Source organism: Agrobacterium sp. 10MFCol1.1 (genome assembly GCF_000381165.1).
Taxonomy (GTDB): Bacteria; Pseudomonadota; Alphaproteobacteria; order Rhizobiales; family Rhizobiaceae; genus Agrobacterium; species Agrobacterium tumefaciens.
This window is the reverse complement of record NZ_KB906074.1, coordinates 58593-82550: the sequence shown is the minus strand read 5'-3', so window position 1 is coordinate 82550 and position 23958 is coordinate 58593. Positions and strand designations below refer to the sequence as shown.

The following is a 23958-nucleotide window of genomic DNA, read 5'->3' as shown; positions in this document are numbered from 1 at the left end:
CAGTGCCCGAACTGGCCTTTCGCAGGCTGTCAATCCGCCGCAGGTAGAAACCGCCAAAAACAAGACAAAAACGCTCGAAATAGGCTATGACGCCGTATCGTGCGGAAAAGGGAGAGCCATTTTGAAAATCGGGACGCCTAAGGAATTATATGATGGCGAGGCGCGCGTCGGCATGACGCCCGACAGCGCGCAAGGCCTGCAGAAACTCGGATATGATTGCATCCTCGAAACAGGCGCGGGCAAGGCGGCGGGATTTTCCGACGACGCCTATCGCGCAGCCGGTGTCACCATCGTCGATAGCGCCGATGCGCTTTATACCGGTGCCGACATCATCGCCAAGGTTCGTCCGCCGGAAACGTCGGAGATTGATCGCCTGTCTTCGGACAAGACGCTGATCTCGTTCTTCTATCCCGCACAGAACAAGGACCTTCTGGAGCAGGCGAAGGAAAAGGGCGCAAATGTCATCGCCATGGACATGGTGCCGCGCATTTCCCGCGCCCAGAAAATGGACGCGCTGTCCTCCATGGCCAACATCGCCGGCTATCGCGCCGTCATCGAGGCCGGCAATAATTTCGGCCGCTTCTTCACCGGTCAGGTAACCGCCGCCGGCAAGGTGCCGCCCGCCAAGGTGCTGGTCATCGGTGCCGGGGTTGCCGGTCTTGCCGCCATCGGCACGGCAACCTCGCTCGGCGCCATTACCTATGCCTTCGACGTGCGCCCGGAAGTGGCCGAACAGATCGAATCCATGGGCGCCGAATTCGTCTATCTCGATTTCGCCGACCAGAGCCAGGATGGCGCAGCGACCGGCGGTTACGCCGCCCCCTCCTCGCCGGAATTCCGCGAAAAGCAGCTTGAGAAATTCCGCGAGCTGGCACCGCAGATCGATATCGTCATCACCACGGCGCTGATCCCCGGCCGTGACGCCCCGAAGCTGTGGCTGGCCGACATGGTAGCGGCAATGAAGCCGGGTTCGGTCATCATCGACCTCGCCGCCGAGCGCGGCGGCAATTGCGATCTCACGGTGCCCGACCAGCGCGTCGTCTCGGACAATGGCGTCATCGTCATCGGCTATACGGATTTCCCGAGCCGCATGGCCACGCAGGCCTCAACGCTCTATTCCACCAACATCCGTCACATGATGACCGATCTGACGCCCGCAAAGGACGGCAAGGTCGTTCACAACATGGAAGACGACGTCATCCGCGGTGCGACCGTCACCTATCAGGGCGACATCACCTTTCCGCCACCGCCACCGAAGATCCAGGCCATCGCCGCGCAGAAACCCAAGGAACGAGCAAAAGAGCTTACGCCTGAGGAAAAGCACGCCAAGGAACGGGCCGAGTTCAAGGCGCAGACGAAAAGCCAGGTCGGTCTGCTCGTCATCGGTACGGCGGCCCTGCTTCTCGTCGGCCTTTACGCGCCGGCAAGCTTCATGAGCCATTTCATCGTCTTCGTGCTCGCTTGCTTTATCGGCTTCTCCGTCATCTGGAATGTCAGCCACTCGCTGCACACGCCGCTGATGGCGGTGACGAACGCGATTTCCGGCATCGTCATTATCGGCGCGCTGCTGCAGATCGGTTCCGGCAACTGGCTGGTGGTGATCCTTGCCTCACTTTCCGTCCTGATCGCGACGATCAACATCGTCGGCGGTTTCCTTGTGACACGGCGCATGCTCGCCATGTTCCAGAAGTCCTGAGCCGTGTAGGGGACACATAATGACCATTGGTATCGTTTCCGCGGCCTATGTTGCCGCAGCCGTTCTATTCATCCTCTCCCTCGGTGGTCTTTCCGGGCAGGAAAGCGCCAAGCGCGCCGTCTGGTACGGCATAACAGGCATGGGTCTTGCCATTGTCGCCACGGTCTTCGGACCTGATGTCGGCAACTGGTTCATCGTACTTCTGATGCTGGCGGGTGGCGCCGTTCTCGGCTACTTCGTCGCAAACCGCGTGCAGATGACCGAGATGCCGCAGCTTGTTGCAGCACTTCACTCCTTTGTCGGTCTGGCCGCCGTCTTCATCGGCTTCAACGCCCATATCGAGGAAGCGCACGTCGCCTCGCTCGATGAGACGGCGCGTTCCCTGTTGACAGGCTTTTCCGCCCTCCTCGCCCACAAGACGCCGGTAGAACTGGCAATCATGAAGGTCGAGGTCTTCCTCGGCGTCTTCATCGGCGCCGTCACCTTCACCGGTTCCGTCGTCGCCTTCGGCAAGCTTGCCGGCAAGGTGGACGGCAAGGCGAAGAAGCTTCCGGGCGGACACGTCCTCAATGCCGGTGCCGCGATCCTGTCGCTCGTCCTGCTCATCATGTATTGCAACGGTGCTGGCGCATGGACGCTGGTGCTGATGACGCTTGCCGCCTTCTTCATCGGCTATCACCTGATTATGGGTATCGGCGGCGCAGACATGCCTGTCGTCGTCTCGATGCTGAACAGCTATTCCGGCTGGGCGGCGGCCGCCATCGGCTTCACGCTCGGCAACGATCTCCTGATCGTTACCGGTGCGCTTGTCGGCTCCTCGGGTGCGATCCTGTCCTACATCATGTGCAAGGCCATGAACCGCTCCTTCATCTCGGTCATCCTCGGCGGCTTCGGCGGCACGACGGGTCCGGCGATGGAAATCGAGGGCGAGCAGGTGGCAATAGATGCCGAAGGCGTGGCATCAGCGCTGAACGACGCTGACAGCGTCATCATCGTGCCCGGTTACGGCATGGCGGTGGCACAGGCGCAACAGGCCGTTTCCGAACTGACCCGCAAGCTGCGCGCCGACGGCAAGACCGTGCGTTTCGCCATCCACCCGGTTGCGGGTCGCCTTCCCGGTCACATGAACGTGCTGCTCGCCGAAGCAAAGGTGCCCTACGACATCGTGCTGGAAATGGACGAGATCAACGACGATTTCCCCAATACCGACGTCGTCATCGTCATCGGCTCCAACGACATCGTCAACCCGGCGGCACAGGACGATCCCAACTCGCCCATCGCCGGCATGCCGGTTCTGGAAGTATGGAAATCCAAGCTGGTCATCGTTTCCAAGCGCGGCCAGGGCACGGGCTATTCCGGCATCGAGAACCCGCTGTTCTACAAGGACAACACCCGCATGTTCTACGGCGATGCGAAGAAGTCGATCAACGATCTTTTGCCGCTGATCAAGTAATGAAAAAGGGCGTTTCCGGGAGACCGGAAACGCCCTTCTTACTGACGTTAAAAGAAAGCTCCGCCGTCATCCTCGGGCTTGTCCCGGTTGCAGATCCTGGGGACAAGCCCGAGGATGACGGCGCGCAAATAGCTGATCGTGAGTTAAGGGTATCAACCGGCCGCAGAGACCGCTCTCAAAGCACCCGGTAACGCCGGTTGAAATACATCAGTGCTTCGTCGCCCTCATTGATCTTCATATCGACGACATCGCAGATCAGGATATCGTGCGTGCCGCCATCATGTGCCTCGCGAATGCGGCAATCGAAGGAGACCAGTGCGTCTTCCAGAACAGGCGCGCCGGTTTCGAGCACGCCCCAGCTTCCGGCAGCGAAACGTTCTTCCGCCGGTGTCTTGCCGCCGAACAGGGTGCTCAGCACCTCGTGCTTGGAAGCAAGCGTGTTGACGCAGATGACGCCATTGCCCTTCACCACATTATAAGCGGAAGAGCCGCGGTTGAGGCAGACGAGAAGCGTGGGCGGATTGTCGGAAACGCTGCAAACGGCCGTCGCTGCAAATCCCGCACGGCCTGCCGCACCGTCCGTGGTGACGATGTTGACTGCCGCACCGAGCCGCGCCATGGCATTTCTATAATCGAGGCTGCGTTCCTGTGCAGTCTTCGTCTCCATTTCCGCTTCCTTTTCAAGAGACATCATCCGCATCTAAACCATCCTTCCTTAACAGGCCCTCAAGCCAGAACACAGGCGTCTTCGAACGCAAGTCGCGGCAGGCGGCCGAACAGCTTCGACGGATCGCCGTAACCAAGATTGATGAGGAAATTGGATTTCCACGTCGTACCCGCAAAAAATGCGGCATCCACCTTGCCCTTGTCGAAACCGGACATGGCTCCGGTATCAAGCCCGAGCGCGCGGGCGGCAAGAATGAGATAACCGGCTTGCAGCGTGGCATTGCGGAATGCCGTTTCCTCGGCCATCGCCGCACTGGAGGTGAACCAGGAACGCGCATCGGCATGGGGAAACAGCACCGGCAGCTTCTCGTAAAATTCGCTGTCGATGGCAGCGATGACCGTGACGGGTGCTGCCATGGTCTTTTCCAGATTGCCCGAAGAAAGCGCCGGCCTCAATTTTTCCTTGGCTTCCGGGCTGCGCACGAAAACGAAACGCGCCGGCGAGCAATTGGCCGAGGTCGGCCCCATCTTCGTCAGGTCATAAAGCGCTGTCAGCGTCTCATCCCCGATCGGCTTGTCCATCCAGCCATTGTGGGTGCGTGCCTCGGTGAAAAGTGTTGCCAATGCAGCGTCGTCCAATGCTCTCGTCATTTTACTCTCAAATCCCGTCAGAATGTTTGTGTTGCCGGTAGCAGAAACTGCAAAAGCCGCGCGTTGAAAAGGTCAGAATCGGTGATATTGACCGCATGCGCTCCGAAATCGAGAAGGCAAAGCTCGCTTTGCGGCAAACCTTCCGCAAGACGCAGCGACCGGGTATAGGGCACCAGAAGATCGTCCTTGGTTGCCACTACCAGAACCGGATTGCCGATCTCGCCGAGGCGCGCGTCGACATCAAAGGCCCGGAGCGCCGCGATGCGCCGAAGCACATTCGCCCTGCCCTGAAAATGCGCGACGCCATGCGCATCGTCACGTGCCAGCCGCTCCTGATGCTCTGACATCCAGGCCGCCGGATAAAGAAACAGCGGCTGGGCTTTCACGAAAGCCTCGACACCGGATTTTTCCAGAAGCTCGATCCGCACATCGAAGCAGCGCCCGGAATGCGGATCGGCCTTGCTCCAGGCATTGATAAGAACAAGCCTTTCGATGAGGCCGGGCTTGCGAAGCGCGATATCGAGTCCGATCAGACCGCCAAGCGCATGGCCCATGAAGTGAAATTTTTCGAGGTTCAGCGCCGAGACGATCTCAAGCACATCATCGGCCATCGCCGATATGCCGCCATCTGCCGGCACCTCGCCGCCGGTCCGGCCAGTTCCGCGATGGTCATAGGTAACGATCCGGAAATGGCTGGAAAGGGCCTCGATCTGCGGCGCCCAATAGGCGCCCGATCCACCCAGCCCCGATGACAGCAGGATAGTGGGCGCCTCAGGCTCGGCCCGGCCATGAACCTCGAAATGCATCATTTTGCCGTTTCGCCTTACTTGCCGATATGTGCGACGGTGGCGATTTCCACCAGCGCGTCAGGCTTTACGAGGCCGCACTGGATGCAATAACGCGCGGGCTTGTCGCCGGGGAAATATTCGGCATAGACCGTGTTCACGGCCTGGTAATTTGCCCAGTCGGTGATGAAGATGTGGTTCATCGTCACGTCCTCCATCGTGCCGCCGGCGGTCTCAATAACGGATTTGATGGTTTCCAGAACATGGCGTGTCTGGGCGCTGGCATCGCCCACATGCACGACATTATTGTCCTTGTCGAACGGCAGCGTACCGGAAACGTAAACCACGCCATCGGCAAGGGTTCCCGGCGAAAAAGGGGCGATGGGTTTGCTTGTACCGGCAGGCACGACGATCTTCTTCGGCATTTCATTCTCCTCTTTGTGTTTGGGGATCAATCCCTGACGGGTGCGGCCTGCGAGATGACGCCGCAGAAATCATTGACGGTCGCCACCCAGCCGAAAAATTTCTCGACATTATAGACCGTCGCCTGCTGGATGTAGTCCGGGCCCAGATGATGCGTGGCATCCTCCAGCATCACCCCGAAATATTCGAGATGGAAAGCGTCGCGCAGCGAGCTTTCGACGCAGACATTGGTGGCGATGCCGACGAACACCAGATTGCGGATGCCGCGGGCACGCAGGACGCTGTCCATATTGGTGTTAAAGAAACCGCTGTAACGCGTCTTCGGCACCAGAATGTCGCCGGGCTGCGGCTGCAGCTCGTCGACAATGGCGTAATCCCATGTGCCCTTGGCCAACAGCTGGCCCTGCAATTCAGGCCTTTTGCGCATTGTTTTCAGCGCGTTGGACTTGTGCCAGTTGGGCGAACCCGGCCCACCGGCCTCGACATAATCCTTGTCCCAGCCATTCTGGAAATAGATGACCTGAACACCTGCCGCCCGCGCTGTATCCAGCGTCTTCTTGATGTTGGCGATGGTGCCCTTGGCGCCGGAAATATCGAACCCGGCAAGATCGACATAACCGCCCTCGGTCGAATAGGCGTTCTGCATGTCGACCACGACAACGGCGGTCTCGCTGGGCTTGAGGGTAATCGGCTCCGGCCTTGCGGGAAGTGTGACACTTTCCGAACGGCTTTCCGGCCCCTTGTAACCCGCCACGACGGCTTCACTCATTCCGCTGCCTCCAGTTCGGCCAGCACATGCTGGCGGCTCTTCATCAGCGGCTGTACATATTTGCCGAATTTTTCGACGCCTTCGAGAAAATCGTCAAAGGTCAGCATCACGCCACCCGTTCCCGGCACTTCGCTCATTTCATCCAGCATCGCCGCTACTTCCTCATAGGAGCCAATCAGCGTTCCCATGTTGATGTTGACGGCCGAGACGGGATTGGACATGTGCCGGACATTGGTGTCGGAGCCGGACTTGGTGTCGACAGAACTCTGCAGGCCGAGCCACTTGATCGCGTCTTCATCCGCGCCCGCCTTGTAATGCTCCCACTTCGCCCAGGCATCCTCGGATTTTTCTTCCGCGAGGATCATGGTCAGCACGACGGATTTAACCTCGCGACCAGACTTTTCGGTTGCCGCCAGAAGTCGCTCATTGGTGGGTGCAAAAGCCTTTGGCGTATTGACGCCGACGCCGAAGCAGAAGCTGTAATCGGCGAATTTGGCAGAGAACGCCATGCCGGAATTGGAGGAACCAGCGCAGATGAGCTTCACATCCCCCTGCGGCACCGGCTTCATGCGGCAATCATCCATCTGGAAGAACTTGCCCTTGAAGTCCGACTGCCCTTCCGTCAGTAGTTCCTTCAGCACGGAGGTATATTCGCCGAGATATTCATAGCGATCACCGAAATAATCGTCGCCCGGCCATAGCCCCATCTGGCTGTATTCAGGACGCTGCCAGCCGGTAATAAGGTTGATGCCGAAACGCCCGCCGGAAATGGAATCGATCGTCGTCGCCATGCGCGCAACGATGGCCGGCGGCATGACAAGCGTGGCGGCGGTGCCGAACAGCTTGATCTTGGAGGTCACGGCGGCGAGGCCCGCCATTAGGGTGAAGGATTCCAGATTATAATCCCAGAACTCGGTCTTGCCGCCAAAGCCGCGCAGCTTGATCATCGACAGCGCGAAATCGAAGCCGTACTTTTCCGCCTTCAGCGTGATTTCCTTGTTCAGGTCGAAGCTTGGCTTGTATTGCGGCGCGTTCTCGGAAAGGAGCCACCCATTATTCCCGATCGGTATAAAAACACCAACTTCCATCTTGCTGTTCCCTTTTTTTGGCATCAGGCGTTTTCCTGATTTGAAGAAAGAGTAGCAGGTTCCGTGCCAGACGAAAAAAAATAATTTTATCAATTGGATAATTTTTTGGAGGCGAATTTCTTTTTACCAAAAGATAAAAATTTTATCATTTGGTAAATTAATATGCCTGTTTATTCGGCAAATATCGAACGCAATGTGCGGGAAACGAGTGGCTCTCACAATGGTTCTGAAGCATTGCACGACAGCGGAAAACCACTCCTCCGTCACGCCGGACTTGATCCTGTATCCAGCCGCGGCCCGTCCGCGCCGCCAATAGAGCCCCGCGCGATCAAACACTTGATCGCAATAGACCCCGGACCAAGCCCGGGGTGACGGCGTGAGGATGCTAAGACGGGGTCAGCACGAGTGTGCAACGAGGCATTTCAAGCGCTGTAAAGACAACCAGCGACAAGCTATGCCAAAACTTCAACCGAGGCGTTGCTGCGCGTAGGCATGCACGGCCCTGAAGGCGGCTTCGGCGCCGGCGACGACCCGCTCCTCTTCTTCGATGGTCAGCGAAATTTCATCGAGCGCGGCCGTAAAGGTACGCCAATGCAGGCCGCGCCCTTCCGGAGCGCCGGCCAGATGGCGCGCGCCGAATTCTTCGGTGAGGCCAAGCTTGGCTGCATCTTTAAGAAGGAAAGCCGCGCCGAGGTTCGAGCCTTCGACCACATAAAGCCAGCCCATGGCCTCAGGTAGATCGAACGGCGTTTCGCTGGTAAAGCGCGGCTCGTTTGTTTCAGGAATGGCGTGTCCCAGATCGGCAAGGTCCTGCTCTATCATGGAGAGACGGCGACGACCCTTAAGATCAGGCAGCAGGCCATCAAGCGTTTCATTGGAGAAAAACGCATCGAGGTCGCGATGGAAAAGATATTGCGTTTCCACGAATTTGCCGAAGTTCTCCCGGCTCTCGAACGGCTTCGCTGCCATGATGAAGGTATCGAGACCACCATGCGCGCCACGCGTGGCAGCCCTCAGGCGCTTCACGCGGCTCTGCTCGATCTCTTCCACAGGCGCTGATGGCTCCACAATGGTCATGACGCTTCCCTTTATCCCATATTCAGATTGCCTGATAAAAATCTTTACTTAAACAGTCAAATTTATTTTAGCATTTTTCCTGTGCATCGCTAAAAAATGGCATTCGCGTAAACCGGTGTAAACATTCCATGCCCCACCGGGCGCAACAAAGATCCTGAGGCAGCTTTAGAAGCCAATTCCCCCCGTTCCAGCCTACCGAACAATCATTCTGTAATTACCGCTTTACAACTAACATGTCAGTGTGCCATCAATCTGCAGCCATCTTGGAGGAGCATCTTAATTGACCCAGAAATTCGGCCTTTCGGCAGCACTGACGACCCCTTTCAAAACTGACGGAACCGTCGATACAGACGCCATGATCGCGCATGCCCGCCGTTGCCTTGCAAATGGTTGCGACAGCGTGACACTCTTCGGCACCACCGGCGAGGGATGCTCCGTCGGCAGCCGCGAACGGCAGGTCATTCTCTCCCGCTTCATTGAGGCAGGCATTGCGCCTTCCCGTCTGGTCACCGGCGTTCTCGTGGATTCCATCGAGGATGCAGCCGACCAGTCCGCCGAGGCCCTGAACGCAGGTGCCCGCAATATTCTTCTCGCCCCACCATCCTATTTCAAGAATGTCAGCGATGACGGCCTGTTTGCCTGGTTCTCGGCGGTTTTCGAAAAGATCGGCAAGGGCGCGCGCGACATTCTCGTCTATAACATCCCTTCCGTAACCATGGTAACATTGTCGGTCGAACTGGTGGGGCGGCTGAGACAAGCGTTTCCGGGCATCGTCACCGGCGTGAAGGACTCCTCAGGCAACTGGAGCCACACAGAGCGCCTGCTGAAAGAACACGGCGATCTCGCCATTCTGATCGGCGATGAGCGTGATCTGGCCAAGGGCGTTCGCCTGGGCGGTCAGGGAGCCATCTCCGGCGTTGCCAATTTCCTGACGCAGGAAGTCCGCGCCATGGCCGTTGACGGCAAGGACGATGCGCGCATCGTCGATCTTGTTGTGGAACTTCTGAAATTTCCGGTTACGCCCGCCGTCAAGGTGCTGGTATCACACACGACAGGGGAAAATATCTGGTCTGACGTGCGCGCGCCGCTCGTTGCCATTTCACCGGAGGGCCGGCGGCAGATCGAAGGCGCTTTCGACGCGCTGTTTCGCAAACAGGCCGCCTGAACAGACCTTGAAAGGTTGAGCATGGACGATACCGGCGAACAGACATTGCGGGAACGGGCGTATGAAAGCTTTACGCATCACCTTCTCTCGCGCGACGTTCGCCCTGGGCAATTCATCTCGCAACGCCGCCTCGTGGAATTGACGGGTCTGCCGCTGGGCGCGATCCGGGAAGCAATTCCACGGCTTGAGGCGGAAGGTCTGATCAAGACTGTGCCGCAGCGGGGATTGCAGGTCGCCCATATCGACATCAACCTCATCCGCGAGGCGTTCCAGTTCCGGATCTTTCTCGAGAAGGAGGCCGTGGCGCTCTTTACGCGTTCGGCCTCGGACGAGACCATCGCCAAGCTGTTGAAACAGCACCGCGATATCGTCGAGGCGACGGAAAACGGTGGGGAATCGCCGGAGCTGGACCAGCACGCGCAGCAGGTGGACTGGGGCATGCACGACGCCTTCATCGATAGTCTCGGCAATTCGATCATCTCGAACGCCTACAGGGTCAATTCCATCAAGATGCGCCTCATCAATCAGGAGCGCTTTCGCATCGCAGGCCATGTCAAATCGGTGATGAAAGAACACCTCGCCATTCTCGAAGCCATTGAGAAGCGATCCGTCGAAGACGCCGTGGAGCGGCTGACCGCCCATATCCGCAACGCAAGGGACAGGGCGCTGGCAGTATAGGGCAATTCCGGTAGGGCAGAAGAAAGGTCCTGGCCGGAATTGCATGAAAATAAGCAACAAGCCGGAGGTGAGGAGAATTTCCGGCTAACTGGAGGAGAACTGACATGACGCATTCATTGCTCAACCCCACGCGTCGCGCCTTTCTGGCAGGCACGGCAGCGATCGGTGGCAGCGCGGTGCTCGGCATCCGCTCCGCATCGGCGGCGGTGAACTGGAAAAAACACGCCGGCACCACGCTTGAAGTCAACCTGGTTAAAAGCCCGCGCAGCGAAACGCTGATCAAATATCTGGGCGAATTCGAGGAACTGACCGGCATCAAGGTCAATGCCGAAGCAACGCCTGAACAGCAGCAGCGCCAGAAGGTGGTAATCGAGCTTTCCTCCGGCAAGCCAAGCTTCGACGTTGTGCATCTGAGCTACCACGTGCAGAAGCGACAGTTCGAAAAGGGCAAGTGGCTGGCCGATATCAGCGGCTTCCTGAAGGACCCGTCGCTGACCGATCCGTCCCTCGTCGAAAAGGATTTTGCCGAAGCCGGCATGCTGTTTGCCAAGGATAGCGACGGCGTGCTGCGCTCGCTGCCATTCTCGGTGGATTACTGGATCGTCTACTGGAACAAGGAACTCTTCGAAGCCAAGGGCCTGAAATACCCTGAGACCTTCGAGGAACTGGTGACGGCAGCGGAAAAGATCACCGATCCCGCAACCAACACCTACGGTTTCGTCGCCCGCGGCCTGAAGAACGCCAACACCCCGGTCTGGACTTCGTTGATGCTGGGTTACGGCGCAAAGCCGATCGGCGCGGACGGAAAGGTCGACACCGAATCCAAGGAAGCGGTCGAGGCCGCGAAACTCTATCAACGCTTGATGACCAAAGCCGCCCCTCCCGGCGTTTCCGGCTTCAACTGGGCCGAAGCGCAGTCTGCCTTCCTTCAGGGCAAGATCGGCATGTGGTTCGATGGCGTCGGTTTTGCACCGCCGATCGAAAACCCGGAAAAATCCCGCGTTGTCGGCAAGGTCGGTTACGGTGTCATGCCGAAGGGCCCGGCAGTACAGGCGGCCGGCACCTTCGGCGATGGCCTCGGTGTCGTCGAAGCCAGCAGCAAGAAGGAAGCGGCCTACCTCTTCTGCCAATGGGCGATTTCGCACGACATGGGCGCGCGCCTGTTGCAGGCGGGTGCAGGCGTTCCGTTCCGCCAGTCCATCCTGGAAGACCAGAAGGTGCGTGAGGGCGTGAAGATGCCGGCCGCCTGGCTGGATGCGGTCGTCGGTTCCGGCAAGGTCTCGCAGCTTGCCCTGCCGGTCATCATTCCAGTCACGGAATTCCGCGACATCTACGGCGTCGGCCTCACCAACATGATCGGCGGCGCCGACCCGGCAGCTGAGCTGAAAAAAGCGACGGAACAGTTCGCACCCGTTCTGGCGCGTAGCGAGGGATAATGGCCTCCGTGAGCATCGAAAACACCAAAACAGGCGTCAGCCGGAAAGAAAGGAGCAGGCCCGCAAGGCTTGCTCCCAACTACTGGCCTTTCGTTATACCGGCACTTGTCGTCATCTCGGCGGTGATCGTTTTTCCGTGGGTCTTCACCCTGTGGATGAGCGTGCATCGCTGGACGCTCGGACAGGAGCAGAGCTTTATCGGTTTCGATAACTATATAAGGCTCGCAAGCGACGTGAGGTTCTGGGAATCGCTCTGGCACACCCTCATCTATACCGTGCTGTCGGTCGTCGCTCCGCTGTTTCTGGGAACATTGGCGGCGCTGGTTTTCGATGCGCAGTTTCCGCTGCGCGGTTTTCTGCGCGGCGTGTTCGTGATGCCGATGATGGCGACCCCGGTCGCCATCGCGCTCGTCTGGACCATGATGTTCCACCCGCAGCTCGGCGTTCTGAACTATCTCTTGTCCTTCATCCATATCGGACCGCTGGAATGGATCTACAACCAGTCCACAGTCATCCCCTCGCTGGTGCTGGTGGAAACCTGGCAATGGACGCCGCTCGTCATGCTGATCGTGCTCGGCGGGCTGGCTGCAGTACCCCGCGAACCCTATGAAAGCGCCGAAATCGACGGTGCCAACGCCTGGCAGAAGTTTCGTTACCTGACCATGCCGATGATCGCGCCGTTCCTGATGATCGCCGTCATCATCCGCTCCATCGATGCCGTCAAAAGCTTCGACATCATCTACGCGATGACGCAGGGCGGCCCTGGAACGGCCTCGGAAACCATCAACATCTACCTCTACAACACGGCGTTTTCCTACTACGACATCGGTTACGGCTCGGCCATGGCCGTCGTCTTCTTCATCATCATCGTGGCGCTGTCCTTTGTGCTTTTGATGGTGCGCCAGCGTGCGCAATGGAACGAGATGGAGGATCGCTGATGGCTCGCCAATTGCTCAAACGTAAAAACCTCGACCGCATCGGCCTGTTTTTCGTGGCGCTGGTGATGATTTCGCCTGTCATCCTGTTCTTCATCTGGATGATTTCGCTATCGCTGAAATATGAAATCGACAACGGCGCCTATCCGCCGATCCTCATCCCCGAGCGTTTCGCATGGTCGAACTATGTGAAGGTGTTCGAGGAGAATAATTTCTTCCTCTATTTCTGGAATTCGGTGCTCGTCACCGGTGCGGCCACCATTCTGGCGCTGGTGATCGGCGTGCCTGCCGGTTACGGCATCGCCCGGCTGAAGGCGGAAAAGTCGGCTGTCGTCATCATGATCGCCCGTATGACGCCCGGCCTCTCCTTCCTCATTCCGCTATTCCTGCTGTTCCAATGGCTGAACCTGCTCGGCACGCTCTGGCCGCAGATCATCATCCATCTCGTGGTGACGGTTCCGATCGTGGTCTGGATCATGATCGGTTATTTCGAAACCACGCCGAAGGAACTGGAAGAAGCGGCAAGCATCGATGGCGCATCCTCCTGGCAGGTGTTCCGGCTGGTGGCGCTGCCGATTGCCAAGCCCGGCATCGTCGTCTCCTTCATTCTGGCGGTCATCTTCTCGTGGAACAACTTCGTCTTCGGCATCGTGCTGGCCAGCCGTGAAACGCGCACCCTGCCGGTGGCGGTCTACAACATGCTGTCCTTCGAACAGGTGAGCTGGGGACCGCTTGCCGCAGCCGCGCTGATCGTGACGCTGCCGGTGCTGCTGCTCACCATGTTCGCGCAGAAACAGATCGTGGCGGGCCTGACCGCCGGCGCCGTCAAGGGCGGCTGAATCAACCAATTAAAAATACGGGAACCAAAAACATGGCACCGGTCAATATTCTAAACGTCCAGAAGCGCTTCGGCGCGGTCAATATCATCCACGGCATCGATATCGATATCAAGGATGGCGAATTCGTCGTGCTGGTCGGCCCGTCCGGCTGCGGCAAATCCACCCTGCTGCGCATGATTGCGGGGCTTGAGGAAGTCAGCGACGGCGAAATCCACATCGGCACACGCGAGGTCAGCAACCTGCCCGCCCGCGACCGCGATATCGCCATGGTCTTCCAGAACTACGCCCTTTATCCGCACATGACGGTGAAGGATAATATGGGCTTCGCGCTGAAGCTGAAGAAGGTGAGCGCCGACGAAACCAAGGCCAAGGTCGACAAGGCTGCCGCCATTCTGGGACTGGACAAGCTGCTCGACCGTTATCCGCGCCAGCTTTCCGGCGGCCAGCGCCAGCGTGTAGCCATGGGACGCGCGCTGGTGCGCGATCCGCAGGTCTTCCTGTTTGACGAACCGCTGTCAAACCTCGACGCCAAGCTGCGCGTGCAGATGCGCGGCGAGATCAAGGCCATGCACCAGCGCATCGGCACCACCACCATCTACGTCACGCACGACCAAGTGGAAGCCATGACCATGGCCGACAAGATCGTGGTGCTGCATGACGGCGTGATCGAGCAGATCGGCGCGCCGCTCGAGCTTTATGACCGGCCGGCCAACCTCTTTGTTGCCGGTTTCATCGGTTCGCCTGCGATGAACTTCATTCGTGGACGCGTCGAAGAAGGCGTGTTCCGCACCGTGAAGGGCTTAAGCCTTCCCCTGCCCGCCAACAGCGATATTGCCGCACTGGGCGGCCGCGACCTCGTCTACGGCGTGCGCCCGGAACATATCCGTGCAGCAAGCGGCGGTATCGAAGGCCGGGTCGAACTGGTCGAAGGCACAGGCTCGGAAATCTATGCCAAGCTGAACTGCAAGGGCGACGAGATTGCCTGCCTGTTCCGTGAGCGGCTGGACGTGAGGTTCGGCGATACGATCCATATCGCCATCGACCCGGAAATGGTTCACCTTTTCGACAAGGCAACCGGCAAGCGCATCTAAGGCGCATGCCGAGTAAAATTGCGTAAGACAAAGACATAGGGTGACGGGCATGGACAGCCAACACGAGAGCCGCAAACATGTGCTGTGCGTGGGTGCAGCCGTGCTCGACACCCTGTTTCGCGTCCATGACATGCCAAAGGGCGAAGGCAAGGTCCTGCCCTACGAAATGTTGCAGATCGCTGAGGGCATGGCATCCAGCGCAGCCTATGCGGTGCACCGCATGGGCGGGCGCGCCAGCCTTTGGGGTGCGGTGGGTGACGACGAGACCGGAACCCGCATCCTGCGCGATCTCGCCGAAAGCGGTATCGACACCACAGGCATGACAGTCGCCGCCGGCGCACGCTCCGCACTCTCCACGATCATTATCGATGATCGCGGCGAGCGGCTGATCGTGCCTTTTTATGATCACAGGCTGCATGAGAAAAAGCGCTCCTGCACACCAGCGGACCTCGCCGCTTACGACGCCGTGCTGGTGGATGTGCGCTGGCCGGAACTGGCGCTCGATGTTCTTGATGTGGCACGCGCACTCGGCAAACACGCCATTCTCGACGGCGACGTCGCGCCGGTCGAAACCCTCGAAAAGCTCGCACCCGCCGCAACCCACATCGTTTTTTCCGAACCCGCCGCCGCCCGGCTGACGGGGCTTGAGACGGTAGAGGACATGCTGCCGGTGCTGCACGCCCGCTACCCGCAAACCTTCATCGCCGTCACCGCCGGACCGGCAGGCTGCTGGTGGACGGAAGCTGGCGATCCCACTGTCCATTTTCAGGAAACGATGCAGGTCAAGGCGGTGGATACGCTGGCGGCAGGCGACATTTTCCACGGCACCTTTGCGCTTGCAGTTGCCGAAGGCATGGAAAGCCGCGCCGCCATCCGGCTCTCCTCCGTTGCCGCTGCCCTGAAATGCACCGTCTTCGGTGGCCGCATCGGCGCACCCACACGCGAAGAGACCGAAGACGCGATGCGGCAATGGCTGGAGCGTGAACGGGGACCGGCGCTACGCGCCTTCTGAGCGCATCCATTGCCCGCATAAAACTATTCCATTTTTGCGATGCCGTTTCCCGGCGAACTAGGCTAACGTCAAGTCAGAGCAAAGCTTTTCGCAAGCCGCGCTTGTTCCACCTTGAGCCTGCATTCCGCAAAAGTGATCGCCCGATGCATCAGACGACCCGCCCGAGACTGCGCGATATCGGCTTGCCGCCCGGCCATTTCGAGACCGGCCCGCTCAATGCCATCACCGATGTCGAAGGCGTGACGATCGGCCATTCGACCGTCATCGAAGGCGACACGATCCGCACCGGCGCAACCGCGATCCTGCCGCATGGCGGCAATCTTTTTCAGGACAAGGTGCCCGCCGCCTTCGCCGTCTATAATGGTTTCGGCAAGTTTGCAGGCTCGACCCAGATCGAGGAACTCGGCGAACTCGAAACGCCTGTCATCCTCACCAATACGCTTGCAACCGGCCGGGCAATCGAGACGATCAACCGCCACACACTGGCGCAGCCGGGTAACGAAAAAGTGGTGTCGATCAATGCGGTCGTCGGAGAGACCAACGATTCCCGCCTCAACGACATCCGCGCTGGACGCCCGACCGTCGAGGAAATTTCGGCCGCGCTGAAAAACGCTGTCACAGGCCCGGTGGCCGAGGGTGGCGTTGGTGCTGGAACCGGCACGGTGGCTTTCGGCATGAAGGGCGGCATCGGAACCGCATCCCGCATCGTCACCGTCGCGGGGGAGGCCTATACGCTCGGCGTTCTCGTGCAGTCCAATTATGGCGGCCATCTTCTCGTCTGCGGCAAACCCTATGTGAGCCCGGAGCACAAGGACAAGGACGGCTCGATTGTCATCATCATCGCAACCGATGCGCCGCTGTCGTCGCGCAATTTGAAGCGCTTGGCCGCTAGGAGCTTCGGCGGCCTCTCGCGCACCGGTGCGGCACTGAGCAATGGTTCCGGCGATTACGCGCTGGCATTTTCGACCAACGAGCGGCTTCGCAAAACACCCGCACGCCGCAAGGCCGTGGCGGATTTTCCTGAGCTTTCCAACGATGCGATCTCGCCACTGTTCGAAGCCGCAATAGAGGCAACCGAGGAGGCGATCCTCAATTCGCTCTGCGCGGCAACAACGACATCAGGCTTCAACGCTGGAACCGGCAAGGCCGCAACGGTTGAGGCCATTTGCATCGATACCCTTAAAACCCTTCTTTCAGCCTGACTTTTCCAGACGGAGTTTTCATGACTAGCCAATCCGGTCGCATCGTTTACCTCAACGGCGAATTCCTGCCCGAGGCGGAAGCCCGCCTTTCCATCTTCGACCGCGGCTTCCTGTTCGGCGACGGCATTTATGAAGTCACCTCCGTTCTCGAAGGCAAGCTGATCGACAGCGACCTGCACATGGCGCGGCTGGAACGCAGCGCCCGCGAAATCGACGTGCCGCTGCCGGTCACAACAAAGGAAATCGTAGAGGCCGAACGTCGCCTGATTGCCGACAACAACCTCGTTGAAGGCATGATCTACCTGCAACTGACGCGCGGCGCGGAAGACCGCAACTTCCTGTTTTCCGCCGATTTGAAGCCGACGCTGGTGATGTTCACGCAGGCCAAGAAACTCGTCGGCACCGCCGTGGAAGAGGCCGGCATTGCGGTCAAATCCGTTCCCGACCAGCGCTGGGCGCGCCGTGATATCAAGACCGTCTGCCTGCTGCCGCAAGTGATGGCAAAACGCATCGCCAAGGCTGAAGGCTGCGATGAGGCTTGGATGATCGAGGATGGTTTCGTCACCGAAGGCGCATCCTCCACCGCCTATATCATCACCGGCGACAGGAAGATCATCACCCGCGGCAACAGCAACAAGACCCTTCCCGGCTGCACCCGCCTTGCCGCCCTGCAACTGGCCAAGGAGGCCGGTTTCACGCTGGAAGAACGGCCTTTCACGTTGGAAGAGGCGATGAACGCAGACGAAGCCTGCCTGACCAGCGCCTCCAACTTCGTGGTTTCGGTGACGAAGATCGATGGCAAGCCGGTGGGTGATGGCAAACCAGGCGCGATGGTGAAACGCCTGCGCGCGCTCTATCTCGAAAACGCCCACCGCACCGCGATCTGACCAGGATCAATCTTCGAGAACCGCCCATATGCGCTCGACAACGGGACGGCGGTTCTCCTTGGAACGATAAAGCCGGATATCCACGGCAATATCGAAACTGTGATCGGCGGCACGCACCAGCGCGCCGCTATCCAGCTCGTGCCGCATCAGGCTTTCCGGCACCCAGGCAACACCCCATCCCGCCATCGCCATGGCTTTCAGCCCCACCGACATGCTGCCCTCATGCACCCGCTCGAATTTCGGCAGGCGCGCACTCAGGAGATCGCGCAACAGCGGCCCGAAGAACGATGCTTTTTCGTAATCCAGATACGCAAAGGGTTTTTTCGCGCTTTCCGTCAGGCTGTGCAGCGGTGCGCCGTCCTCTGTGGGGGCGGAAACGGGAATGATGTTTTCCGCGCCAAGCATGCGGAATTCGAAGGTCTGCGCATCGAGCAGCATCGGCACTTCGGGGTGGGCGTAGGTCAGAAGGAAATCGCTCTGCCCGTCCACCAGCGAATTGAGGTTCTCCTCCATGCTGCCGGAATCAGGCCGCAGAACCGAAAACAGCGGTCCCGCCTTCTCGTTCACCCGTTTCAGCCAGTCCGGGAAGAAGGTGAAAGACAGCGTGTGCAGCGCCGTCAGCCGCACTGTTCTGGCATCCTCACCGTCTTCCTGCAACAGGGTGCGACGGGCGTGGTAAAGCTGCTTCAGGGTTTCCTGCGCCACCGGAACGAACTTCACCCCGGCCTCGGTCAGTCGTGAGGGATAGGAAGCGCGATCGACCAGCGTCGCGCCCACCCAGGCTTCCAGCTGCTTGATCCTCCGGCTGAAAGCGGATTGCGTCACATGCCGCTCTTCCGCCGCCTTCGAAAAATTGAGCGTTCCGGCCAGCGCCAGGAAATCCTCGAGCCATTTGACTTCCAAGGGCCTGTTCTCCCACAAAGATGTTGAACCGGCCTTTAGCTGGAACAAGGGTCTTTATTAGGAGCAATAGCAGCTGATTGAAACCCTCTTAAAGGCTTCTTGAATATTCGATCATTCGCGCCCGGCTCGCCACAAGCTCTATCCGGCTGTCGCTCAATTGATTGAGGCAGATGCGCTTCGTCCACGGCCCGTCCGAGAGCGTGAAGAGGAAGCGACCATTGCCGAGCGCCGTCAAAGGCATGGAGCGGCGCGTGGGACCGATACCCATGGTCAGCGACGAACCGGAAATCGTAAATTCCGCCCCTTCGGTAGAGCGCCAAGATCCGGAAAGCTCATCGGGCACCGCATGGTCGCCAACCGGCAGGAACCGACGAGCGGCGTGGCCTGCCTCGCCGACGATCGCGTCGCCCTCGAGCCTCAGAAGCATCGGAGAGGATGCGGAGCGCGATGACACCCAGCCATCGGCATCTTCATAAAGCGTGTCGTCGCCATCGATGAAGGTCGAGGTACTGCCCTTGATCTCCAGCCACCACGGTCCGCTTTCGGTGACATAGAGGCCTTCCGGCAAGCTGGCGGCGGGTTTGGGTAAAGGCAGACCGGTCAGGGCCGCCATGCTTTCCAGCGCAATCTTGAAGCCGTTGGTATCCTCGCGGTTCGATACCACGACGAAACCCGTGCCGTTTTCCGGGTCGAGAAGGAAGTACGTCTTGTAGCCGGGATGCGAACCGCCATGACCGACGAAACGTCTGTCGCCGAGATGTGACCAGCGCAGGCCGAGACCATATTCGCTCATCCGTCCATCGGCGAGCCGCCGCTCGGTGGAAAGCCCGTCCAGAACGCCGGCAAAGCTGCCCTCTCCCCGCATCAGCCCCTGCAGCCAGCGGGTCAGCGCTTCGGCACTGCCGGCAAGACTGCCGGAAGCGGAAATATGCAGGCCCGCCGCCGAAAGTTGCCAGTTGCTCTCAGCCTTCCAGTAACCCGGCACCAATCCGTCCACCGGATCGTTCCAGACGTCCGGCGCCTTCAGGAAAACACCGAACGGTCCGGCAATTTGCGTCTGCACGAAATCGTCAAAACGGAAGCCATGGCGCTCCAGCGCCGCCTCGACCAGACGATAACCGGTATTCGAATAGGAAACCTCGCTGCCGGCCGGAAAGTTCAGCCGGGTCAGCCGCGACAGATAGTCGAGAAGCGGGCCGGCCTTCGTTTCGGTGTAGACGGAAAGACCAAGCAGCGAGAGGCATTCGCGCGTGTCCGGCAACCCGCCGCTCATATCCAGCGCCTGCCCGACAGTGACGTCGCGGAGTGGCGATTGCAGCTCCGGCAGATGCTTTCCGAGCGGATCGTCAAGCCCGATCAGATCGGAATGGGCAAGCACCATGGCACAGAAGGCATGTTTGGTGACGGAAGCGTAACGCACCACGCTTTTCGGCGTGAACGGCGCAAACGTCGAAAGGCTCTCAACCCCACCCGCATGGGCAAAACGGATACCATCTAGATCGAAACCGATCACCGCTCCGCCTGGCTCGTTGCCGGCCCATTGGGAGACGAAACTCTCGGCAAGCGTCGAAGCGGCGTTCCAGTCGAATTGCTGTGACATTGTTCGGTCTCGTATCTTCGTGGGTCCTGTGGGAAGCCTCATACCGCTGCCGCGACCTTCTCCCCGGTGGGGAGAGGAAGCGAGCAGCATCCGCTCGATCTATGTGCGACGGGGGCTCAAGCCGGCTCTTCCAACCGGATACTCAGGCTGCGCAACTCTTCGGTATGCGGGTGTTTCGTGCGGCCTTCGCGTAGATCGCCTGCATTCAGCTGCTCGACCATTTCACCATTCAGCATCACGCCCACCTGAGGGCACAGATGCGCGATAACAGCCAGATTGTGGCTGACGAGGATATAGGTGAGGTTGCGCGCCGCCCGCAGATCCTGCAACAGGTTCAGGATTTCCGCCTGCACCGAAACATCGAGCGCCGAAGTCGGCTCATCGAGCAGCAGGACCTGCGGATCGGCAATCAACGCACGCGCAATCGCCACGCGCTGACGCTGGCCGCCGGAGAGCTGGTGCGGGTAACGGAAGCGCACCGCCTGCGGCAGGGCCACATCCGATAGCGCCTGCTGGATGCGTTTTTCGATATTGTCCATGCCGTGCACCAACGGCAATTCGCTGAGGATACGGTCGATGGTCTGGCGCGGATGCAGCGAACCATAGGGGTCCTGAAACACCATCTGCACCTGCCGGAAGAATTCCGGCGTGCGCTTCAGCGGCGCATCCTTGCCGGCAAAGGCGATGCGGCCTTCCCAGCTTTCATTAAGGCCAGCCATGGCGCGCAGGATGGTGGACTTGCCCGAGCCGCTTTCGCCAACGATGCCGAAGCTGCCGCCCTTTTCGACCGAAAAGGACACGCCCTTCACCACTTCACGGTCGCCGAACTTGATACGGAGATTTTCGACGTCGATCATAGGCTGGACCACGCTGCATCACGGTTGAGAACGGGAAGACGCTCGCGCGGATGCGTCAGCGAGGGAATGCAGTTCAAGAGACCCTGCGTGTAAGGATGCTGGGCTTTCAGGAGTTCGGAAGCCTTCAGTTCCTCCATCACCCGGCCGGAATACATGACAGCGACGCGGTCGCAGAAATGCGAGACAAGCGGCAGGTCGTGGCTGATGAGGATGAGACCCATGCCGCGTTCCGATACCAGCTCCTCGATCAGCCGCAGGATTTCCGCCTGCACCGTGGCATCGAGAGCACTCGTCGGTTCGTCGGCGATCAGAAGCTCGGGATCGGGCGCCAGCATCATGGCGATCATGACACGCTGGCCCATGCCGCCGGAAACCTCGTGAGCGTAGGACGAAGCGACCTGGCGCGGATTGCGGATCTTCACCTGATCGAGCAGAGCGATTGCCGCCTCCATGGCCGCACGCTTGCTGCCGCCCTTGTGGGCGCGCCAGGCTTCCGCGATCTGTGCACCCATGGTCTTGACCGGGTTCAGCGAATATTTCGGATCCTGAAGGATGAAACCTGCCCGTTTTCCTCGGATCTGGCGCATCTGCTTTTCACTGGCGGAAAGCACGTCGATACCGTCGAAGGAGAGCTTGTCGGCCCTGATATCAGCATTGGAGGGCAGAAGCTTCATCAGCGCGCGCGCCGTGAGGCTCTTGCCCGAACCGGATTCACCGACGATGCCGAGCTTTTCTGTTCCGAGCTTCATGGAAACACCGCGCACCGCCTCGAAGCGGCTGGTGCGGGTCTGGAACGCGATCTTCAGATTTTCGATTTCGACCAGCATGGCTCAATGTCCCTTCGGGTCGAGCACATCGCGCAGACCATCGCCAAGGAAGTTGAAGGCGAGCGAGACGAGGAAGATGGCGATGCCCGGAATGGTGGCGACCCACCATTGTTCGAAGATGAAGCGCTTGGCCGTCGCAATCATCGCACCCCATTCCGGCGAAGGCGGCTGCGCGCCCATGCCGAGGAAGCCGAGGCTTGCGGCGGTGATGATGATCGAGCTCATGTCGAGCGTGATGCGCACGATGAGGCTCGGCACGCAGAGCGGCGCGATGTGACGGGCGATGATGCGCCAGGCGGAAGCGCCTGTCAGCCGGTAGGCCGCAACGAAATCGCTGCCGCGAACCGTCATGGTTTCGGCCCGAGCGAGACGCGCATAGGGCGGCCAGGCGGTGAGCGCAATGGCGAGAATGGCGCTTTCGACACCAGGCTTCAGCGCCGCGACGAAGGCAAGCGCCAGGATGAGGCGCGGGAAGGCCAGGAACACATCGGTCACCCGCATCAACACCGTATCGACGATACCGCCGAAATAACCGGCGATGCAGCCGATGGCGAGACCGATCGGCGCAACGAGAACGACGACGGCAATGACCATGCCGAGCGTGACGCGACCGCCATAAAGAATGCGCGAAAGAATGTCGCGACCCAGCTCATCCGTGCCGAACCAGTGCTCGGCACTCGGGAAGGCAAGGCGGTTGCCGAGGTTCTGCGCGGCCGGATCGTAAGGCGCGATGAACGGCGCCAGCAGCGACAGCGCAATGAAGACGATGATGATCGTGAGACCGACCACCGCCAGCGGATTGGACTTGAGGTTCAGCCAGATGCGGTACCGGTTTCCCCAGGCAGCCTGCCTGCGGGAATGCGGCGTCTCATCCAGAGCCCAGTTTCTGAAAGTTGCTAACATCATCGAACGCGGGGATCCATTACTCGGTAAAGTACGTCTGCGAGCAGGTTGAGGCCGACATAGATCAGGCCGATCAACAGGGTCGCTCCGACGACAGGGTTCATGTCCGCGTTCATGAGCGAGACGGTGAGATATTGGCCAAGGCCCGGCCAGCTGAAGACGGTTTCCGTCACCACGGCACCTTCCAGAAGGCCGGCATAGGTGAGTGCGAGAACCGTGACGAGCTGTACGGCAACCGTCGGGAAGGCGTGCCCCCAGATGACGGTCATTGCCGAAAGCCCCTTGGCACGGGCGGTAATGACATATTCGCCCTTCAGCGCATCGATCATGAAGGCGCGTGTCATGCGGGTGATATAGGCCATGCTGAAATAGGCAAGGATGCAGACGGGCTGCACCATATGGGCGATGGCGTCGTAAAACGCGTCCCAGTCGCCGGCAAGCAGCGTATCGACCGTCATCAGGCCGGTGACCGGCGAGATCATGCCGTCATAGATGATGTCCTGCCTGCCCGGTCCGGGTGCGACGCCAAGCGTGGCGTAAAATACCAGCAGCGAAATCAGCGCCAGCATGAAGACGGGCACGGAATGGCCGGCAAGGCAGACGACGCGGATGATCTGATCCGTCAACTTGCCCTGCTTCACGGCGGCCCATACGCCGAGCGGAATGCCGATCAGCGCAGCGAGAATGAGTGCTGCCGTAGCAAGCTCGAAGGTGGCGGGGAAAACGCGCTTGATATCGATCCAAACCGGGTTGCGGGTCAGGATGGAATTGCCGAAATCACCGTGCAGCACCTGCGACACATAGTGGAAAAACTGAACGACCAGTGGCTGGTCCAGGCCCATTTCGGCCCGAACCCGCACAATGACGTCTTCAGGCGCGTTGTCGCCAACTGCCGCGATGACAGGATCGACAGGCATGACGCGCCCGATCAGGAAGGTGATGACCATCAACCCGAACAGCGTCAGAATGACGCTGCTCAGTGTCGACGATATGCTTTTGACGCGCTTGTTCAATG

Annotated in this window: 24 protein-coding genes; 11 read left to right on the top strand and 13 right to left on the bottom strand. The window is 59.5% G+C overall.

What is annotated here, in order from left to right; translation table 11 throughout:
• Window positions 1-121 precede the first annotated feature (121 nt).
• Window positions 122-1696: a Re/Si-specific NAD(P)(+) transhydrogenase subunit alpha gene (locus F617_RS0108690; protein WP_003514084.1), complete on the top strand. Its 1575-nt coding sequence runs from the start codon at window positions 122-124 to the stop codon at window positions 1694-1696.
• A 19-nt stretch (window positions 1697-1715) separates the two neighbouring features.
• Window positions 1716-3149, top strand: a complete 1434-nt coding sequence (locus F617_RS0108685) for an NAD(P)(+) transhydrogenase (Re/Si-specific) subunit beta (protein ID WP_003514086.1) — start codon at window positions 1716-1718, stop codon at window positions 3147-3149.
• 175 nt (window positions 3150-3324) lie between these two features.
• Here F617_RS0108685 and rutF read toward each other — a convergent pair whose 3' ends face one another.
• The 7 genes from rutF to F617_RS0108650 form a co-directional block, all read right to left on the bottom strand.
• Window positions 3325-3849: an NADH-dependent FMN reductase RutF gene (gene rutF, locus F617_RS0108680; protein ID WP_013636774.1), complete on the bottom strand. Its 525-nt coding sequence runs from the start codon at window positions 3847-3849 to the stop codon at window positions 3325-3327.
• 26 nt (window positions 3850-3875) lie between these two features.
• A complete protein-coding gene (locus F617_RS0108675) occupies window positions 3876-4466 on the bottom strand; it encodes a malonic semialdehyde reductase (RefSeq protein WP_019565064.1) in 591 nt (196 codons plus the stop codon).
• 17 nt (window positions 4467-4483) lie between these two features.
• Window positions 4484-5275: a pyrimidine utilization protein D gene (gene rutD / locus F617_RS0108670; RefSeq protein WP_013636776.1), complete on the bottom strand. Its 792-nt coding sequence runs from the start codon at window positions 5273-5275 to the stop codon at window positions 4484-4486.
• Between the two features lie 14 nt (window positions 5276-5289).
• Window positions 5290-5676, bottom strand: a complete 387-nt coding sequence (rutC, locus tag F617_RS0108665; protein ID WP_003492069.1) for a pyrimidine utilization protein C — start codon at window positions 5674-5676, stop codon at window positions 5290-5292.
• Window positions 5677-5702: 26 nt separating this feature from the next.
• Window positions 5703-6443, bottom strand: coding sequence for a pyrimidine utilization protein B (rutB, locus tag F617_RS0108660; RefSeq protein ID WP_019565063.1), 741 nt, complete (start codon window positions 6441-6443; stop codon window positions 5703-5705).
• Window positions 6440-7531 (bottom strand): pyrimidine utilization protein A, encoded by a 1092-nt coding sequence (rutA, locus tag F617_RS0108655; RefSeq protein ID WP_003504013.1) that lies wholly within the window; start codon window positions 7529-7531, stop codon window positions 6440-6442. Before rutA ends, rutB begins: the two co-directional genes overlap by 4 nt.
• Window positions 7532-7996: 465 nt before the next feature.
• Entirely contained in the window at window positions 7997-8608 is a 612-nt protein-coding gene (locus tag F617_RS0108650; protein WP_003514096.1) for a biliverdin-producing heme oxygenase, read from the bottom strand.
• A gap of 280 nt (window positions 8609-8888) precedes the next feature.
• Between F617_RS0108650 and F617_RS0108645 the strand changes: the two genes are divergently transcribed.
• The 9 genes from F617_RS0108645 (at window position 8889) to F617_RS0108605 (ending at window position 17853) form a co-directional block, all read left to right on the top strand.
• Window positions 8889-9773 carry a dihydrodipicolinate synthase family protein gene (locus F617_RS0108645; protein ID WP_003504010.1) on the top strand — a complete coding sequence of 295 codons (885 nt, stop codon included), beginning with the start codon at window positions 8889-8891 and terminating at the stop codon, window positions 9771-9773.
• Between the two features lie 21 nt (window positions 9774-9794).
• Window positions 9795-10451 carry a GntR family transcriptional regulator gene (locus F617_RS0108640; protein WP_003504009.1) on the top strand — a complete coding sequence of 219 codons (657 nt, stop codon included), beginning with the start codon at window positions 9795-9797 and terminating at the stop codon, window positions 10449-10451.
• Between the two features lie 104 nt (window positions 10452-10555).
• A complete protein-coding gene (locus F617_RS0108635; protein ID WP_019565061.1) occupies window positions 10556-11887 on the top strand; it encodes an ABC transporter substrate-binding protein in 1332 nt (443 codons plus the stop codon).
• Window positions 11887-12825, top strand: coding sequence for a carbohydrate ABC transporter permease (locus F617_RS0108630; protein WP_019565060.1), 939 nt, complete (start codon window positions 11887-11889; stop codon window positions 12823-12825). The genes F617_RS0108635 and F617_RS0108630 overlap by 1 nt, the downstream gene beginning before the upstream one ends.
• A complete protein-coding gene (locus F617_RS0108625) occupies window positions 12825-13661 on the top strand; it encodes a carbohydrate ABC transporter permease (protein WP_003504003.1) in 837 nt (278 codons plus the stop codon). The genes F617_RS0108630 and F617_RS0108625 overlap by 1 nt, the downstream gene beginning before the upstream one ends.
• A gap of 32 nt (window positions 13662-13693) precedes the next feature.
• Window positions 13694-14752: an ABC transporter ATP-binding protein gene (locus F617_RS0108620; protein WP_019565059.1), complete on the top strand. Its 1059-nt coding sequence runs from the start codon at window positions 13694-13696 to the stop codon at window positions 14750-14752.
• Window positions 14753-14801: 49 nt separating this feature from the next.
• On the top strand, window positions 14802-15764 hold the full coding sequence (locus F617_RS0108615; RefSeq protein ID WP_026330743.1) for a sugar kinase: 963 nt from the start codon (window positions 14802-14804) through the stop codon (window positions 15762-15764).
• Window positions 15765-15907: 143 nt separating this feature from the next.
• Window positions 15908-16966, top strand: a complete 1059-nt coding sequence (locus F617_RS0108610) for a P1 family peptidase (protein ID WP_019565057.1) — start codon at window positions 15908-15910, stop codon at window positions 16964-16966.
• Window positions 16967-16986: 20 nt separating this feature from the next.
• Window positions 16987-17853: a D-amino-acid transaminase gene (locus F617_RS0108605; RefSeq protein WP_003514109.1), complete on the top strand. Its 867-nt coding sequence runs from the start codon at window positions 16987-16989 to the stop codon at window positions 17851-17853.
• Between the two features lie 6 nt (window positions 17854-17859).
• Here F617_RS0108605 and F617_RS0108600 read toward each other — a convergent pair whose 3' ends face one another.
• The 6 genes from F617_RS0108600 to F617_RS0108575 form a co-directional block, all read right to left on the bottom strand.
• Window positions 17860-18756 carry a LysR substrate-binding domain-containing protein gene (locus F617_RS0108600; protein ID WP_019565056.1) on the bottom strand — a complete coding sequence of 299 codons (897 nt, stop codon included), beginning with the start codon at window positions 18754-18756 and terminating at the stop codon, window positions 17860-17862.
• 88 nt (window positions 18757-18844) lie between these two features.
• Entirely contained in the window at window positions 18845-20356 is a 1512-nt protein-coding gene (locus F617_RS0108595; protein WP_019565055.1) for a serine hydrolase, read from the bottom strand.
• Window positions 20357-20472: 116 nt separating this feature from the next.
• Window positions 20473-21213 (bottom strand): ABC transporter ATP-binding protein, encoded by a 741-nt coding sequence (locus tag F617_RS0108590; protein ID WP_003514115.1) that lies wholly within the window; start codon window positions 21211-21213, stop codon window positions 20473-20475.
• A complete protein-coding gene (locus tag F617_RS0108585; RefSeq protein ID WP_003503986.1) occupies window positions 21210-22040 on the bottom strand; it encodes an ABC transporter ATP-binding protein in 831 nt (276 codons plus the stop codon). Before F617_RS0108585 ends, F617_RS0108590 begins: the two co-directional genes overlap by 4 nt.
• A gap of 3 nt (window positions 22041-22043) precedes the next feature.
• Window positions 22044-22946: a nickel transporter permease gene (gene nikC / locus F617_RS0108580; RefSeq protein ID WP_003514116.1), complete on the bottom strand. Its 903-nt coding sequence runs from the start codon at window positions 22944-22946 to the stop codon at window positions 22044-22046.
• Window positions 22943-23956 carry an ABC transporter permease gene (locus F617_RS0108575; RefSeq protein ID WP_003514118.1) on the bottom strand — a complete coding sequence of 338 codons (1014 nt, stop codon included), beginning with the start codon at window positions 23954-23956 and terminating at the stop codon, window positions 22943-22945. The genes nikC and F617_RS0108575 overlap by 4 nt, the downstream gene beginning before the upstream one ends.
• Between the last annotated feature and the right edge of the window lie 2 nt (window positions 23957-23958).

Coding starts and splice junctions, on each gene's coding strand:
- rutB (WP_019565063.1), bottom strand. CDS start 6,443: ATGAGTGAAGCCGTCGTGGCGGGTTACAAGGGGCCGGAAAGCCGTTCG.
- rutD (WP_013636776.1), bottom strand. CDS start 5,275: ATGATGCATTTCGAGGTTCATGGCCGGGCCGAGCCTGAGGCGCCCACT.
- rutA (WP_003504013.1), bottom strand. CDS start 7,531: ATGGAAGTTGGTGTTTTTATACCGATCGGGAATAATGGGTGGCTCCTT.
- F617_RS0108590 (WP_003514115.1), bottom strand. CDS start 21,213: ATGATCGACGTCGAAAATCTCCGTATCAAGTTCGGCGACCGTGAAGTG.
- F617_RS0108650 (WP_003514096.1), bottom strand. CDS start 8,608: ATGACCATTGTGGAGCCATCAGCGCCTGTGGAAGAGATCGAGCAGAGC.
- F617_RS0108630 (WP_019565060.1), top strand. CDS start 11,887: ATGGCCTCCGTGAGCATCGAAAACACCAAAACAGGCGTCAGCCGGAAA.
- F617_RS0108640 (WP_003504009.1), top strand. CDS start 9,795: ATGGACGATACCGGCGAACAGACATTGCGGGAACGGGCGTATGAAAGC.
- F617_RS0108605 (WP_003514109.1), top strand. CDS start 16,987: ATGACTAGCCAATCCGGTCGCATCGTTTACCTCAACGGCGAATTCCTG.
- F617_RS0108595 (WP_019565055.1), bottom strand. CDS start 20,356: ATGTCACAGCAATTCGACTGGAACGCCGCTTCGACGCTTGCCGAGAGT.
- F617_RS0108685 (WP_003514086.1), top strand. CDS start 1,716: ATGACCATTGGTATCGTTTCCGCGGCCTATGTTGCCGCAGCCGTTCTA.
- F617_RS0108585 (WP_003503986.1), bottom strand. CDS start 22,040: ATGCTGGTCGAAATCGAAAATCTGAAGATCGCGTTCCAGACCCGCACC.
- F617_RS0108635 (WP_019565061.1), top strand. CDS start 10,556: ATGACGCATTCATTGCTCAACCCCACGCGTCGCGCCTTTCTGGCAGGC.
- F617_RS0108620 (WP_019565059.1), top strand. CDS start 13,694: ATGGCACCGGTCAATATTCTAAACGTCCAGAAGCGCTTCGGCGCGGTC.
- rutF (WP_013636774.1), bottom strand. CDS start 3,849: ATGCGGATGATGTCTCTTGAAAAGGAAGCGGAAATGGAGACGAAGACT.
- F617_RS0108615 (WP_026330743.1), top strand. CDS start 14,802: ATGGACAGCCAACACGAGAGCCGCAAACATGTGCTGTGCGTGGGTGCA.
- nikC (WP_003514116.1), bottom strand. CDS start 22,946: ATGATGTTAGCAACTTTCAGAAACTGGGCTCTGGATGAGACGCCGCAT.
- F617_RS0108610 (WP_019565057.1), top strand. CDS start 15,908: ATGCATCAGACGACCCGCCCGAGACTGCGCGATATCGGCTTGCCGCCC.
- F617_RS0108675 (WP_019565064.1), bottom strand. CDS start 4,466: ATGACGAGAGCATTGGACGACGCTGCATTGGCAACACTTTTCACCGAG.
- rutC (WP_003492069.1), bottom strand. CDS start 5,676: ATGCCGAAGAAGATCGTCGTGCCTGCCGGTACAAGCAAACCCATCGCC.
- F617_RS0108625 (WP_003504003.1), top strand. CDS start 12,825: ATGGCTCGCCAATTGCTCAAACGTAAAAACCTCGACCGCATCGGCCTG.